The sequence below is a fragment of the Streptomyces sp. NPDC048523 genome, from assembly GCF_043199815.1.
Taxonomy (GTDB): domain Bacteria; phylum Actinomycetota; class Actinomycetes; order Streptomycetales; family Streptomycetaceae; genus Streptomyces.
In genome coordinates this window covers 107,102-121,446 of the sequence record NZ_JBICWQ010000010.1, presented here as the reverse complement: position 1 = coordinate 121,446, position 14,345 = coordinate 107,102, and the positions used below count along the sequence as shown (strand labels likewise).

11 protein-coding genes are annotated in these 14,345 nt (G+C 70.4%); all 11 read right to left on the bottom strand.

Features of this window, described 5'->3' with window-relative positions:
- Nucleotide 1 precedes the first annotated feature (1 nt).
- Entirely contained in the window at nucleotides 2-1,159 is a 1,158-nt protein-coding gene (locus ACGFWE_RS37210) for an alpha/beta fold hydrolase (RefSeq protein WP_352390494.1), read from the bottom strand.
- The gene (locus tag ACGFWE_RS37205) at nucleotides 1,146-2,174 is read right to left on the bottom strand and encodes a pectinesterase family protein (RefSeq protein ID WP_393604565.1); all 1,029 of its coding nucleotides are present in this window, start codon (nucleotides 2,172-2,174) and stop codon (nucleotides 1,146-1,148) included. The genes ACGFWE_RS37210 and ACGFWE_RS37205 overlap by 14 nt, the downstream gene beginning before the upstream one ends.
- Before the next feature lies 1 nt (nucleotide 2,175).
- The gene (locus ACGFWE_RS37200; RefSeq protein ID WP_352390496.1) at nucleotides 2,176-3,303 is read right to left on the bottom strand and encodes a pectinesterase family protein; all 1,128 of its coding nucleotides are present in this window, start codon (nucleotides 3,301-3,303) and stop codon (nucleotides 2,176-2,178) included.
- A 112-nt stretch (nucleotides 3,304-3,415) separates the two neighbouring features.
- Nucleotides 3,416-4,735, bottom strand: coding sequence for a polysaccharide lyase family 1 protein (locus tag ACGFWE_RS37195; RefSeq protein ID WP_393604563.1), 1,320 nt, complete (start codon nucleotides 4,733-4,735; stop codon nucleotides 3,416-3,418).
- 35 nt (nucleotides 4,736-4,770) lie between these two features.
- Nucleotides 4,771-5,565 (bottom strand): rhamnogalacturonan acetylesterase, encoded by a 795-nt coding sequence (locus ACGFWE_RS37190; protein ID WP_393604561.1) that lies wholly within the window; start codon nucleotides 5,563-5,565, stop codon nucleotides 4,771-4,773.
- A gap of 96 nt (nucleotides 5,566-5,661) precedes the next feature.
- Nucleotides 5,662-7,005 (bottom strand): ABC transporter substrate-binding protein, encoded by a 1,344-nt coding sequence (locus ACGFWE_RS37185; RefSeq protein ID WP_393604559.1) that lies wholly within the window; start codon nucleotides 7,003-7,005, stop codon nucleotides 5,662-5,664.
- Nucleotides 7,006-7,077: 72 nt separating this feature from the next.
- On the bottom strand, nucleotides 7,078-9,057 hold the full coding sequence (locus ACGFWE_RS37180) for a pectinesterase family protein (protein WP_393604557.1): 1,980 nt from the start codon (nucleotides 9,055-9,057) through the stop codon (nucleotides 7,078-7,080).
- Between the two features lie 33 nt (nucleotides 9,058-9,090).
- Entirely contained in the window at nucleotides 9,091-10,617 is a 1,527-nt protein-coding gene (locus ACGFWE_RS37175) for a family 43 glycosylhydrolase (protein WP_393604555.1), read from the bottom strand.
- Nucleotides 10,614-11,459, bottom strand: a complete 846-nt coding sequence (locus ACGFWE_RS37170) for a PmoA family protein (protein WP_352390502.1) — start codon at nucleotides 11,457-11,459, stop codon at nucleotides 10,614-10,616. Before ACGFWE_RS37170 ends, ACGFWE_RS37175 begins: the two co-directional genes overlap by 4 nt.
- The gene (locus ACGFWE_RS37165) at nucleotides 11,456-12,610 is read right to left on the bottom strand and encodes a Gfo/Idh/MocA family protein (protein WP_393604553.1); all 1,155 of its coding nucleotides are present in this window, start codon (nucleotides 12,608-12,610) and stop codon (nucleotides 11,456-11,458) included. The genes ACGFWE_RS37170 and ACGFWE_RS37165 overlap by 4 nt, the downstream gene beginning before the upstream one ends.
- Complete coding sequence (locus ACGFWE_RS37160; RefSeq protein ID WP_352390504.1) at nucleotides 12,607-13,890, bottom strand: pectate lyase; 1,284 nt, start codon at nucleotides 13,888-13,890, stop codon at nucleotides 12,607-12,609. Before ACGFWE_RS37160 ends, ACGFWE_RS37165 begins: the two co-directional genes overlap by 4 nt.
- Nucleotides 13,891-14,345: the final 455 nt, after the last annotated feature.

Below are 14,345 nucleotides of genomic sequence, written 5' to 3'. Positions count from 1 at the left end.
TTCACAGGACGGCGTCGAGCCAGCCGAAGACCTCGTCCTGCATGCGGTCGACGAAGACATGGCCGAGGTCGGGCCAGGTCTTCAGGTGCAACCGCTCCTCGGCGTGGCGGGAGTGCCAGACGGCGCGCAGCTTGTCGTACGCGACCTGAACGCCGTCGGCGGGGAACAGCGGGTCGAGCCCGCCGTTGAAGAAGAGCATCGGCCTGGGGGCGGCGATGCTCGCCACGTCGGGGAAGTCGAGGAACCGGGGCAGCCCCGGGTGGAGCATGTAGTAACTGGACTGTCCGCGCAGGGTGTTGTTGCCGGGCACCATCATTTCCTTGAGGCCGGTCATCCAGCAGACGGCTGCCGTGGCCGTGACGGCGTCGGTCAGCGCGGCGGCCTGCCAGGCGCGGTAGGCACCCATGGAGAAGCCGACGGCCGCGACCCTTCTGGCGTCCACCCTCTTCAGACCCGCCAGGAACCCGGCGGCGCGGGCGTCCTCGCGGGCCATGAGCCCGGCCAGCGAGGAGCCGAGGTTGTAGAAGTTGCTGGCCAGGGCCTGCTGTTGGTCGTAGGTGACGGGTCCGCGGTCGCCCCAGCCGAGTGCGTCCGCGCACAGGACGACATAGCCGCGCCGGGCCAGCTCGTCTCCGACGAACCGGCCGCTGAAGTACTTGTCGGCCCAGGACTGCGCGGAGGCGAGCCGGGTGTCGTCGTACCAGGGCCGGACCAGTTTCTCCTTGCCGATGTCGAACCTCGCCCCGTGGTCGTGGAGCAGCAGCACGGCGGGGAACGGGCCAGGGCCGTGCGGGGTGAGCAGGGCAGCCCGGACCCGCTCGTGACGGGTGAGGGAGAGGGTGACCAACTCCCGTGTGTAGCCGTCGTCTTGGGCCCGGTCGGTGAACTCGGGCGCGTACGGTGTCTTGTCCTCGCGGTCGACGAGGAGGTGCTCCTCGACCGTGGCACGGGCTGTCCGCCGCCAGACCCGGAAGTCCCGGATCGGCGAAGTCCCCCAGGCGAGGGGGAAGTTCAGCGCATTCTTCAGCGCCGGGTGGAAGTCGGGCAGCGGGCCGTCCACGACCCCGGCCTCCGCGGGGCTCACCGCTCCCCCCGCCAGCACGGCCGCTCCGGCGCCCACCACGAACGCCCGCCGCCCCAGCGGGTCACCGGCGCTCATAGGGCCTCCAGTCCCCGAGATAGGTGCGCCGGGTGTGTACGGCGGCCTCCTCGGCGGTCAGCTGGGGCCGGTTGTCGGGGACCGAAATCACCGCTCCCGGGCCGGAGTTGGCGTACTCCCGGAAGCGCATGGTCTGCCAGGGGTACGCCTCGCGCATGTTGGTGTAGGGCGCGACCGGGTCGATCCCGGGCCCGATCCGGGAGTTCCGCACGACGAGGGACGGCCAGGCGGTCGTCTCGTACGACGGCACCCAGGGCCGTGCCAGTTTGTACGCCCCGTCCTCGGCGCCGGAGGTGATGCGGGAGCGGACGGCGAGGATGCCGTAGGGGTTGGCGCGGGCCGTGGAGGGGGCGAAGACCATGCCCTTGGGGGTGAAGCCGACGTCCCGCTGGAGGGTGTGGAAGTGGCACTCCTCGAAGACGGCGGTGGCCCGGCCGAAGACGAAGTCCACGTCCCCCTCGATGTAACAGCGGCGGAAGTACTGCCGGTCGAAGGCGGCGAGCGCGGTCGTCTCGACGAAGAGGGTGTCCTGGTGGGCCAGGAGCCGGACGTTGTCGAAGTGGGTGCGGTCGCCGTAGGTGTAGGCGGCGACCGCCTGGGTCCCGGTGATGTCGGGATGGTCGGCGCGCAGCCAGTCGTTGGCGAGGGTGAGGTCGCGGACGGTGAGGCCGGGGGCCGCCGAGGTGAAGGTGGCGGAGCCGGCGGTGCCGTAGGTTCCTGAACCGTCGGGCTTCTGGGTGCCGTTGGCGTTGTCGTGGACGATGACCGCGGCACGGGGGTCGGGGACGGCGCCGCGTACGGTCAACTCCGCCTTGTCGGCCGGCACGTTGACGACCTCGCGATAGGTGCCCGGGTGCACGACGATCGTCCAGCCGGGGCCGGTGACCGCGTCGACGGCGGCCTGGACGGAGTCGCCGGGGCGGACGTGGAGGACTCGGCGGGCGGCGGCATGGGCCGGGGCGGCGGCCGCGAGGGCGAGTCCGGCACCGGCGGCCATGAAGGTCCGTCTGCGCATCTCAGCACGCCTCCTTCCACGGCTTCCAGTCGCCGAGGTAGACCTCCCGGGTCGCCGACTCCGCCTGCTCGCGGGTGAGTCGGGGCCGGTTCTCCGGGACGGTGAGCCGGGCGCCGGGGCCGGTGTTGCGGTACTCGGCGAAGCGCTGGTTCTGCCAGGGGAAGGCGTCCGACATGTTGGTGTAGGGGGCGGCCGCGTCGATGCCGGGGCCCAGCCAGGTCTCCCGGACCACGAGCGAGGGCCGCGCGGTGGTGTCGGAGCTGGGCACCCACGGGCGGGCCAGCTTGTAGAAACCGTCCGGGGCCTCGCTGCTGACGCGGCTCCTGGTGACGAGGTAGCCGCGCGGGTTGGCGCCCGCCGTGGAGGGCGCGAAGACGAAACCGTACGGCGCCGCGGCCAGGTCGGTCCGGTTCAGGGTCCGGAAGTGGCAGTGCTCGTAGACGGCCGTGGCCCGCCCGAAGACGAAGTCGACGTCGCCCTCGGCGTAGCAGTGCGAGAAGTACTGGCGGGCGAAGGAGGTGAGGGCGATCGAGTCGGCGTAGAGGGTGTCCTGGTGGCCGAGGAAGCGGCAGTGGTGGAAGGCGGAGCGGTCGCCCTGGACCTTGATCGCGACGGCCTGGGTGCCGGTGATGCCGGGGTGGTCGGCGCGCAGCCAGTCGTTGGCGAAGGTGATCCAGCGGGCCGTGAAGCCGTCGGCCTGGACGGTGGTGGTGGCCGACCCGGTGGTGCCGTAGGTGCCGCCGCCGGGCTTGGGGGTGCCGGCCGCGTTGTCGTACACGATCACCACGTCCCGGGGGTCCTCGGAGGCGCCGATCCAGGTCGCCTCGGTGCGGGTGACGTCGACGGCGACGGTCTCCCGGTAGGTGCCGGGCGCGAGGACGAGGGTCCAGCCGCTGCCGGTGGCCGCGGTGACGGCGTCCTTGACGGTGGGGTGGTCGCCGCGGCCCTGCGGGTCGACGTAGAGGGTCTGCGGGGTGAGCCGGGCGGTGGGTGATCCGAAGCGGCCGAAGGGGCGCCGGGTGCCGGCGTGCGCGGGGGCCGGTGCGAGGGCGAGCGCGGCCGCCGCTCCGGTGCTCGCGAGCAGGAACCCTCTTCTGGACAGGGGGAGTCGGGTGTCGTGCGAGGGCATGCGGGTGCTCCTTGGACATGCGGCTCAGGGGTGTGGGGTGCCTCGCGTGGGGGGTGAGGTGGGTGGCCGGGGCGGCCGCTGGATTCCGCCCCGGCCGGTCAGGGGGGCGGTGTCAGCAGACGTGCCCGGCGCCCGCGCCGCGGTCGACGATCCCCGGCACCTTCTTGGCCGGGTCGATCTTCGTGCGCAGGGTCGGCGTCCAGCCCGCGCCGGATTCCAGGGTCTCGGCGGGGATCTCGGCGTTGTGGACGGCGATCAGGTCGGTGGGCTTGCCGTTGACGTAGTTGTCGGCGGCGGTGAGCGGGGAGACGTTCCACCGCTTGAGCACCTTGGCCGCGCTGACCCCCTGCGGCAGGGTGAACGCGTTGTGCTCGGCGACGAGGTGGGACTCCTTGCCGATGCCGAAGCTGTAGGCGTAGTCGGTGTTGGCCACGAAGTGGTTGTTGTAGGAGTCGACCTGTCCGAAGCGCACGCGGGGGGCGCGCTCGACGAGGTTCGAGAACAGGTTGTGGTGGAAGGTGACCTTGAGCTTGCCCCGGTCGCCGGCCGCCGTGGCCTCGCTGTCGCTGTTGCCGATCAGGATCGTCTTGTCGTGCTCGGTGAAGACGTTCCAGGAGGCCGTGACGTAGTTCGCGCCCCGGACGATGTCCAGCTCGCCGTCGTGCTGCTGGTAGAGCATCCCGAAGTAGGTCGGCGCGGCGCTGTCGGGGTGGCTGCCGTCGGTGAAGGTGTTGTGGTCCAGCCAGACATGGGTGGAGCCGTAGACGACGGCGGTGTCGTACTCGGAGTTCCAGTTGCCCTTGGCACCGTCGGTGGGGTCCCACTGCGGGAAGCAGTCGATGGGGCTCTCGAAGGTGAGGTTGCGGACGATGACGTTGTCGACGGCCTTGATCTGCAGGCTCGCACCCTTGAACCCGGCGTTCTTGCCGACGCCGATGATCGTGGTGTTGGCGGGCACGTTCGCCTTGATGGTCTGGTCCTGGTTGGCGGCGGAGACGCGGCGCAGGCCCTCGGGGCTGTCGTCGGGCTCGGCGCTCAGGTCGGTGTCCAGGCCCCAGGCCTCGGGCGAGTACTTCGCCAGGTAGGCGTCGAAGTCGTACCCGGGCGCGGCGAGGGAGTCACAGCCCTCGGAGACCGCGTCGATGGTCCCCTTCACCTTGATGATCTTCGGCGCGGTGCCGCCCGCGGCGAGAGCGGCCTTGAAGCCGGCCCAGTCGGTGACGGTGTACACGTGGGCGGCGTCGGCGGCCGCGCCGCCGGTGGTGCCGGTGCCGTCGGAGGCCCAGCCGTCACCGGTGGCGAGGGTCTCGCGGGCGGTGTCGTGGCCCTTGGCCTGGGCGGTGGTGCCGGTGACCGCGAGGACCAGGGCGGCGCAGCCTGCCACGGCCATCGCCTTTGTCATGACATGCCCATGCCATGCTTGTGCGTTCATTGTGCGGCTCTCTTTCGACTGCGAAGAAGGAATGGTCAGGCGGCGGCCGGAGCCGGCCAGGTGATCCACGACTCGGGGATCTCGGCGTCGAGCCGGCGCACGTCCCGGGGCGCCAGCACGCGGTGCCGCAGCAGTTCACGCGCGACCAGACGCGCCACGGCGATGGCACCGGGCGGATTGAAGTGCGTGTTGTCCTGCTCGGTCGCGGTCCAGTTGAAGTACTTCTTGGTCTCCTCGACCCCGAGCCGCTGCCACAGGGCGAGCGACAGGGCCTGGATGTCGAGCAGGGCGACACCCTCCTCGGTGGCGAGCGCCCGCATCGCCGCCGGATAGTCGCCGTGGGTCGGCACGGCGTTGCCGGAGGCGTCGAACTTCCGCCGCTCGACCGAGGTGGCCAGCACGGGCCGGGCACCACGGGCGCGGGCACCGTCGATGTACAGGCTCAGATAGTCCTGGTACGTCGTCCAGGGCTCGGTGTACCGAGTGGGGTCCGCGGTCTTCTCGTCGTTGTGCCCGAACTGGATCAGCAGGAAGTCGCCCGGCCGAATGGCACCGAGAATGACATCGAGCCGTCCCTCGTCCACGAAGGACTTCGAACTCCGCCCGTTCACGGCGTGGTTGGCGACCCGCCGGTCCTGGTGCAGAAAGAAGGGGAGCGCCATGCCCCACCCGGTCTCGGGCGCGGCGTCGGCGTATTTCTGGGCGGCGGTGGAGTCACCGGCGATGTAGAGGGTGCGCTGTTCTCTGGCGTGAGCAGTACCGGTTGCGCTGAAAGCGACGGGCACGGCGGCCATAGCCGCCACGGTGACCTGTCTGCGTGTGAGTGACATTTCCGGTGCGCCTTTCCAACCTGTTGGGGGCGCGGGGAACTGCGCGACCAGCCACGACGAACGCGCAGCTCCCCACGACCGCATTCACCCGGGCTCCTAGCCGTTCTGTTCCTTCCACTCCGCCTGAGCCTTGTTCAGCTGGTCGGCCATGGTGTCCAGGAAGTCCTTGGCGCTCATGTCACCCAGCAGCACCTTCTGGAAGTTCGGCTCGTTGTCGGCCTTGGAGATGGTGTTCCAGTCGGGCAGGTAGTACGGCAGCTGGACGATGGTCGTGGAACCGTCGGTCAGCGCGGCGGCGGCCAGCTTCGTGGGCTCCGCCTTCGAGATCCAGGCGTCCTTGGCGGCGTCGTTGTTCGACGGCACCTGCCCGGCGTTCTGGTTGAACTTGGAGTTCTCCGCGGCCGAGGTCGCGAACTCGATGAACTTCCAGGCCGCGTCCTTGTTCTTCGAGCTCTTGAACACCCCGAGCCCGTCGACCGGGTTGGACACCTGGACCCGCTTGCCGGAGGCGCCGATCGGCTGCGGAATGCCCCGGAACTTGCCGACCCCGAGCGCCTTCACATGGTCCTGGTACGACCCCAGGTTGTGGTTCAGCATCCCGATGGTGCCGGAGTCCCACTGGGCGACCATCTTGGTGAAGTCGTTGTTGAGGTCGGCCGCCGGAGTGACCTTCTTGTACAGCGCCGCGTACTTCTCGAGCGCCGCCACGTTCTTCGGGTCGTTGACGGTGGTCTTGTCGCCGTTCCAGAAGGAGGTGATCCCGCTCTGCCCGTACATCGCGTCCAGGGCCTGGGCGATGGACCCGGCGCCGCCGCGGATGGTGTAGCCGAACTCGTTCTTCTTGGCGTCGGTGAGCTTGTCCGCGGCGTCGTAGAACTTGTCCCAGGTGGTCGGCTCGTCGAGGCCCGCCTTCTTGAACAGGTCGGTCCGGTAGTACAGCACACCGTTGTTGGCCGAGGTCGGGATCGAGTACAGCGTCCCGTCCCCACCCCCCGCCGCCTTCAGCACGCCGACCATGTCCTCGTTGAGCTTGCCGTTCAGGGAGGACTTGGAGAGCCGGTCGTCCAGCGGCTCCAGCGCGTTCTGCGCGGAGAACCCGGCGAGCATGGCCGCGCCGACACCGCCGACGTCCGGCAGGCCGCCGCCCTGGATGGCGGTGTCGACCTTGGACTGGTACTCGGTGGAGGCGATGCCGACGTACTCGACCTTGATGTCGGGGTTGGCCTTCTGGAAGTCGGCGATGATCTCCTTCCAGATGTCGGTGCGCACGCCGCCGTTGTTGTCCCAGAAGACGATCTTGCCCTTGCCGCTGCCCTCGTCGCCCTTGTCACCGCCGGCCCCGCTGCCGTCGTCACCGCAGGCGGTGGCGGTCAGCGCCAGGACGGACCCGAGGGCGACGGCTATGGCAGCGCGCCTGCTTCTGCGGATACTGATCTTCATTGATCGGCTCTCTTCTTCTTCTGATTCCAGCGGAGATGTGACGTTGTGGGGGGAAGTCGGTGGCGGCAGTCGTCAGTGGCGGGCGTGGGGAGCCCAGCCGTCCGTGCCCTTGAGGTAGTTCGCGACGGTGTACGTCCTCGCGTCGGCGGCACCGAGCTGCGGCCGGTCGGCGCTCGGGGCCGCGCCGGGCCCGGAGTTGCGGTACTCGGCGAACCGCGCGTCCTTCCACGAGAAGCCGCTCATGTCGGTCCACGGCGAGGTCTTCACGGCGGCCGGCAGCTCGGTGTCGCGGAGCAACACCTGGGCCACGGCGGCGGGTTCACCGCCCGGGTGCCACGGCCGCCCCAGGTGGAAGGACTGGTCCGGGGCGTCGCTCACCACCTTCGACCGGGTGATCAGGAACCCGTACGGGTTGCCCGTCCAGGTCGAAGCGGCCGTGATGTAGCCGTTGTTGGAGTCCGAGCCCCGGCTCAGCGCCCGGATCACGGACCGCTCGATCACGGTCGTCGCCCGGCCGTAGATGAAGTCGACATCGCCCTCGATGTACGAGTCGCGGATGAAGACCCGGCTGATCACGTCCAGCTTGGGGCTGTCGGTCATCAGGGTGTCCTGGTTGCCCAGGAAGGCGGTGTCCTCGAAGACGATCCGGTCGCCGGTCGTCTTCATCGCGAGGGCCTGCTCGCCCTTCAGCTCGACCGCGGCCTCGTCGAAGTCGTTGCTGAAGGTGAGGTGGCGGGCGGTGACGTCGTTCGCGGCGATCCGGACCGTCGCGCTGCCCGTCGAACCGCCGTACTCGGCGGGGGTGTCGTAGACGATGACGGTGTCGGACCGGTCGTGTCCAGTCCCCTGGAGCACGATCCTCGGCTTGCTCGCCGGGATGAAGACCTTCGCACGGTAGGTGCCCGGCGCGACGGCGATCGTCACCGGCACGGCGTTCTGGTCGGGCACGGCGTCCACGGCGGCCTGCACGGTCGGGTAGTCGGCGGGGACGTGCAGGGTCACCCCGATCCGCTTCTGCGGACCGGAGAACCGCGACACCAGCGAGGGCACTGCGGCGGCCGGGTCTATCCGGTAGGCGTAGAAGGAGCGCGGGTCGAATGCCGTACCCCACACGTCCGTTCGCCCGCTCGTGTTCTTCAGGATCGACCCGCGCTGCACCAACTCGGCGGTGGCATCCGCCTGGTAGGGATGCTGGACACCGTCGTAGTAGCTGTTCTCGATGACCATCTTCGTCCGGCCGCGCGCCCAGTTCCCGTACGTCCACACCGGGTCGCCGTCGGCGACCTGCGAGGACAGGTAGTTGTTGTACAGGTGGGCGTAGGCGAGGTTGTCCGCCGAGGGGTTGCGCTGCTTGGTGCCGCGGAACCAGTTGTGGTCGATCGTCATCTCGGTGAGGACATTGGTGGTCCAGCCGATCCCGAACGCCTTGTTGTGGTTCGTGAACCGGTTGTAGGAGACGGTGATGTACCGGCTGTCCTTGCGGATGTCGAGCAGCCCGTCGCCCATGTGCGTGAAGCGGTTGTGGTCGATCCAGACGTGGTCGACCGTGTCCATCTGGATCGCGTCGAAGTCGGTCGTCTTGCCGTCCCAGTCGCCCTCGACGTACGAGTCACGGATCGTCAGATTGCGGATGATCACGTTGTGCGTGCCGGGGTTCAGGTGCAGCTCGCCGTGGACGATCTCGCCGGTGTCGCCGACGCCGATGATCGTCTTGTTCGAGGTCACGACGATGTCCGAGCCGAAGGGCTCGACGGCTATCGCGCCCGAGACCCGTATGACGTACGGCTCCTCGGCCCCCGCGTAGGCGGCCAGCGAGGCCTGGTCGGTGACGGTGACGACCTTGCCGCCGGCCCCTCCGGTGGTCCCGCCGGCGAGGGAGGCGAAGCCGTGCGCCCGGTCGCTCCAGCGGTCGGCCGGGGCCTTCTCGGCGGCGACGGCCCTGGCCTGCCCGATCACCCCGAGGCTCAGCGCGGCCACCAGACCGAGGACAGCGGCCAGGACCGTGCCGTATCCCGGTCTGTGCAAGCGCTTGCTATCAAGGTGCTGCGTCATTGCGGCTCCCAACAGGCTTACGGGTTCGATGCGTTACAGGGGGTCGATCCTGAAGTGCGAGAAGGTTGCCGCCCCGGCGTGTCCTCCTCCCACGGGCGCGAGGGCGAACAGTCCGAGCAGGGCTCCGACCCAGCGCCAGGGGGGGGCCGCGAAGACGGGTCCGCTGGCACGCGGGCCGTCGCCGAGGTCGTAGAAGAACCGGCAGCGGGCCCCGGCGCCGATCTCGATCCGCAGTCGCACCTTGTCGGCGGGGGCGAGGCGCGGATGGTCGGCGTCCCGCTCCTGCTCGGCGACTCCCTCGGCGAACCGGTGCACGAGATGGACGCTCCCGTCGGCCCCCCGCTGGAGTCCGATCCAGCTGAAGGCGTCCCCGAGGACGGCGAGACCGGCCCGTGCGCCGGGTTCCTCGCTGTGCAGGCGCAGTTCCACCTCGACCGCCGACGGGGTGCCGGGCAGCCGCTGGGTGAGGATGTTCGGCAGTTTGCGCAGGTCGTGCGCGTCGGCCGAGCGGACACAGGCGAGCCGCAGCCCGTCACCGGAGTGGTGGGTGGCCCAGCCGGGCTGCGGATTGGCGGCCCACTGCCACTGGCGGCCGAAGCGTCCGCCGGGGAAGTCGTCGTCGGTGGCGGGCGCCGCGTCCGGCTGCGGCGGCAGATCGGGCCGCTCGTGTACGGCGACGGGGGCGCCCTCGTCACCGAGCACCGGCCAGCCGTCGTCACCCCAGCGCATCGGCTGGAGGTGGACGACCCTGCCGTAGGCGCCCCTGTGCTGGAAGTGCAGGAACCAGTCCTGGCCGGACGGGGTCCGCACCCAGCCGCCCTGGTGCGGCCCGTTGACGTCGGTGTCCGTCTGCTCCAGGACGGCCTTCTCCTCGTACGGCCCGAAGAAGCCGCGCGAGCGGAAGGCGCCCTGCCAGCCGGTCTCCACTCCCCCGGCGGGGGCGAAAATCCAGAACCAGCCGTCGTGCCGGTAGAGCTTGGGGCCTTCGAGGGTGAACCAGCCGGGGATCCGGTCCCCGTCGACGATCACCTTGCCCTCGTCGAGGAGTTCACGGCCGTCGAGGTCCATCCGGTGGCCGGTGAGGCGGTTCTTGACGCCGGAGCGGGACTTGGCCCAGGCGTGCACGAGGTAGGCCTCGCCGGTCTCCTCGTCCCACAGCGGGCACGGGTCGATCAGGCCCTTGCCCGACTTGACGAGGTGCGGACGGGTCCAAGGGCCTCTGATCCCGGGCGCGTTGACCTGGAAGATGCCCTGGTCGGGGTCGCCCCAGAAGATCCAGAACCGTTCGTCGTGGTAGCGGAGGGAAGGGGCCCAGACCCCGCAGTCGTGCCGGGGTTTGGTGAACTCCCCGGCGGGTTCCAGACGTTCGAGGGCGTGGCCGATGAGGGTCCAGTTGACGAGGTCGCGGGAGTGCAGCAGCGGCAGGCCGGGGACGCGTCCGAAGCTGGAGGCGGTGAGGTAGAAGTCGTCGCCGACACGGATGACGTCGGGGTCGGACCAGTCGGCGTTCAGGACCGGGTTGGTGTACGTCGAGGGAAGGGCCGGGTTCGGGTGGGTCACTGGCTGACCGCCTTCCGCACCAGGGCCGCCGCTTCGAGCCGGGGCAGGCGTCCGTCGGCCACGACCGTGACGATCCGCCGTACCACGGTCTCGCCGGGCGGGATCGGCAGCCTCGCGTCGGAGGCCAGCGAGGAGCCCACCCCCGGGTATTCGCCGGCGCGCACGAACCACGGGTCGCGGCGGGTCTGTTCGGTGGCCCCGGCGAAGACGAGCGTCCAGGTGGCGCCGGTGAGGGCCACCCAGTCGGCGCGGGTGCCGTGGATCGCGTCCTCGCCCTCACGGTCGACGGTGAAGACGTCCGGCGCCGCCTCTTCCTTCCGGGCCCGCCAGAAGAAGCCGCCGTAGGCCGCGCCCGGGCGGCCGTTGGTGGCCGGGCTGCCGATCGACAGCGGGTCCCGGGTGACGTTGGTCAGGGAGAAGGTGAAGTCCAACGCCCAGGCGGAGCCGGCCAGTTCGGTGGCCGCGACCGTACGGCGCTCACGCAGCAGCTCGGCGCCCGAGGCGATCCAGCGCAGCTCCTCCACGAAGCCGTCGGGGTCCCGGAGCTGGAAGGACGTGTGGCGCTGGGCACCGTGGTTGTCGAGCTCGGTCGGGCCCTGGTCGCGGACGTAGGTGCGTCCGCCCCAGAAGTTGTGCCCCTCGACGTCGGGAACGGCGACACCGACGCCGAGGTGGTGGATGTGGTCGGTCGGGCTGAGTTCGGTGACCGCCGTGCCGGCCAGGGTGGTGACGGGGTGCAGGTAGGGGCGCGGGGAGAGCCGGGCGGGCAGCTCGGGCCGGGTGACGTAGCGGCCGACCGGGCGGCCCGCGACACGCAGGACCGGGGAATCGGGGGTCGTCATGTGCTCACCTCGTTCGCGACATGTGGCCGGGACCAGTCGGCGCCCAGCTCCGAGTAGAGGGCGAGGTTGTCGGCGGCGGCCGCGACGAGTCCGTCGATGCCGGGGACGACCCGGCGGTCCTCGTCGGGCAGCAGGTGCCAGGCCGTGGCCGGGAGCGGGGTCGGGTCCGGGGCCGTCCGGATGGCCTCGACGACCTTCATGAAGGCACCCGTCACCTCCGGGACGGCCAGCAGGTCGTCGCCGTCGGTGACGTGGTCGACCAGGTTCTCCAGCAGGTCGGTGCGGCCGTACTCGTACTCCTCGGGGCCGTGGCCGGCCCGCTGGAGCAGCACGCGGTCCTGCTTGTACCAGTAGGTGATCCGGCCGCGGTCGCCGTGCACGACGACGTACGGCTCGTCGGGATCCTCGGCGCACAGGGTGGCGGCGACGGTGACCTTGAGGCCGTTCGCGGTGGTGACGCGGACGCAGGAGGTGTCATCGGACTCGATGTCGTTGGCGCGCAGCAGCTCGGTCTCGATACGGGTGACGTCCTCGGCGCGGGTGGTGCCGTTCAGGGCGAGCGCGGTGGCGACGGCGTGCGCGAGGGGGTTGGTCAGCACGCCGTCGATCACGTCGACGCCGTTCATCCGCCGCTTGCCCGCCCAGGGCGCGCGCCGGTAGTACGCCTCGGCGCGTGCCCAGGCACCGGCTCCGCCGATCCCGGTCACCTCGCCGATCGCGCCCTCTCCGACCAGCTCGCGGATCGCGGGCACGGCGTGCGAGCCGAGCGACTGGAAGCCGATCTGGCAGGCGACCCCTGCCGCGGCGACCCCGTCGGCCATACGGCGGAACTCGGCGTACGACGGGGCGGGGGGCTTCTCCAGCAGGATGTGTACGCCCCGCTGAGCCGCCGCGAGCGCCAGGTCGGTGTGCGTGGGGATCGGCGTGCAGATCACCGCGATCCGGGCGCCGGTCGAGTCGAGGAGCGCGCCGAAGTCGCCGGACTGCTCGGGCGTGCCGAGCCCGTCGGGGATCTCGTCGCCGGTCAGCGGGGTCAGCTCGCAGATCCCCGCCAGTCGTACGATCCCCTTGTCCTGCAGCCTGCGGATGTTCTCCAGGTGCCAGCGGCCGTGGCCGCGCGCGCCCGCCAGGACGATGTCTACGGTGCTCATGGGATCCTCCCCGCGCCCGCGCCGCGCGCCACCTGTCGGTCGGCCGCCTCGGCGCTGTCGATCTTTGTGTGCAGGGTAGGCGTCCAGCCGACGTCCGCCGTGAGGTCGCGCTCGCTGCCGGAGTTGTAGGCGTTGTATATGGCGAGCAGGTCCACCGGATAGCCGTTGAAGAGGGTGCCGCTCTGGTGCAGGGCGCTGCCGTTCCAGCTCTTGACCAGGTCGGCGGCCTCGATGTGGCCGGGGGTGTGGAAGGCGTTGTTCTCGGCGAAGATCGCGGACTCGGTGGAGACGCCGAGGGAGTACCGGTAGTCGTCGCCGTCCGCGAGGTACCGGTTGTTGTAGACGTGCACCTGTCCGAAGCGGACGCGGGGCGCGCGCTGGACGACGGAGTCGAACTCGTTGTGGTGCAGGGTGACCCGGAGTCTGCCGCGGTCGCCGGTGGCCGAGTCGCTGTTGCCGATGAGCATCGCCTTGTCGTGGTCGGCGAACCGGCTCCAGGAGACGGTGACCAGGTCGGAGCCGTTCGTGATGTCCAGCAGGCCGTCGTGGCGCAGGTAGTTGCGGGCGAAGTAGGTGGGCTCGGCGGAGTCGGGGTGGCCCTTGTCGCTCAGGGTCACGTGGTCGACCCACACATGGGTGGCGCCGGCCAGCCAGATGGTGTCGTACGCCGTCTTCCAGTCGCCGAGGCCGCCGGTGTTGGGCTGCCAGACGGGGAAGCAGTCGTAGGCGTCGCGGAGGTCGAGGTTGCGGATGATGACGTTGGTGGCGTTCCTGACCTGGAGGCTGCCGCCCTTCAGGACCGCTCCCTTGAGCCCGACGATCGTGGTGTTGGAGCCGACGAGCAGCTCGACCCGCTCGGCCTGCTTCTTCGCGGACGCCTGACGGGCCTCCTCCTGCGGGCCGCCGGGCTTGGCGGAGCCCCAGGTGCGGGGGTCGTAGGCGGCGAGGTACTTCTTCGGGGAGTAGCCGTCGGTGGCGTAGTCGGCGCAGTCCAGGTGGTCGCCGTCGTCGTCGGTGTTGGCGTCGACACTCCCGGCGATCCTGATGATCTTCGGCGTGGCGCTGCCGCCGTCGAGGGCGCGGACCAGCCCGGCCCGGTCGGTGACGGTGTAGACGTGGTCCGCGTCGGCGGCGGAGCCTCCGGTGGTGCCTTCTCCCTCGGAGGCCCAGCCGTCGTTCGCGGGCAGGGTGTCCCGGCTGATGTCCCGGGCCTCGGCGTGAGCGGGGAGACAGAACAGCCCCACCATGCCTGCGGCGAGGGCGATGTGACGGAACCTCATGTCCTCACCTCCCTGCCAGAACCGCAGACAGACGGTTGCCGCACACTCACGGCCACACCCGCCGTGTCGGACACCTCGGTGCGGGCGGGGAGGCGGAGCGCCAACCCGCCTGCGACGGGCTCGACTTGACGCGACCGCGCCTTCACTCCCCCGCCGGATGCCAGATCCGTCCGCGCACCCGCGACCCGGCCCACGGCCCGACCGATGGTCACACCCGCCGCGTGAGCGGGAAGGCACAGCCCCACCGCGCCTGCAGCAAGCCCGACTTGACGCGACCTCGCCCTCACGCCGGCGCCGAATCCGAGATTCACTCGCGCACCGGCGACCCGGCCCACGGCCCGGCCGATGGTCACACCCGCAGCGTGAGCGGGAAGGCACAGCCCCACCGCGCCTGCAGCAAGCCCGACTTGACGCGACCTCGCCCTCACGCCGGCGCCGAATCCGAGATTCACTCG

What these genes read in the sequence shown, in the direction of transcription:
- ACGFWE_RS37170 (WP_352390502.1), bottom strand. Translation starts at nt 11,459, where the DNA reads ATGACGACCCCCGATTCCCCGGTCCTGCGTGTCGCGGGCCGCCCGGTC.
- ACGFWE_RS37185 (WP_393604559.1), bottom strand. Translation starts at nt 7,005, where the DNA reads ATGAAGATCAGTATCCGCAGAAGCAGGCGCGCTGCCATAGCCGTCGCC.
- ACGFWE_RS37160 (WP_352390504.1), bottom strand. Translation starts at nt 13,890, where the DNA reads ATGAGGTTCCGTCACATCGCCCTCGCCGCAGGCATGGTGGGGCTGTTC.
- ACGFWE_RS37195 (WP_393604563.1), bottom strand. Translation starts at nt 4,735, where the DNA reads ATGAACGCACAAGCATGGCATGGGCATGTCATGACAAAGGCGATGGCC.
- ACGFWE_RS37210 (WP_352390494.1), bottom strand. Translation starts at nt 1,159, where the DNA reads ATGAGCGCCGGTGACCCGCTGGGGCGGCGGGCGTTCGTGGTGGGCGCC.
- ACGFWE_RS37165 (WP_393604553.1), bottom strand. Translation starts at nt 12,610, where the DNA reads ATGAGCACCGTAGACATCGTCCTGGCGGGCGCGCGCGGCCACGGCCGC.
- ACGFWE_RS37190 (WP_393604561.1), bottom strand. Translation starts at nt 5,565, where the DNA reads ATGTCACTCACACGCAGACAGGTCACCGTGGCGGCTATGGCCGCCGTG.
- ACGFWE_RS37205 (WP_393604565.1), bottom strand. Translation starts at nt 2,174, where the DNA reads ATGCGCAGACGGACCTTCATGGCCGCCGGTGCCGGACTCGCCCTCGCG.
- ACGFWE_RS37200 (WP_352390496.1), bottom strand. Translation starts at nt 3,303, where the DNA reads ATGCCCTCGCACGACACCCGACTCCCCCTGTCCAGAAGAGGGTTCCTG.
- ACGFWE_RS37180 (WP_393604557.1), bottom strand. Translation starts at nt 9,057, where the DNA reads ATGACGCAGCACCTTGATAGCAAGCGCTTGCACAGACCGGGATACGGC.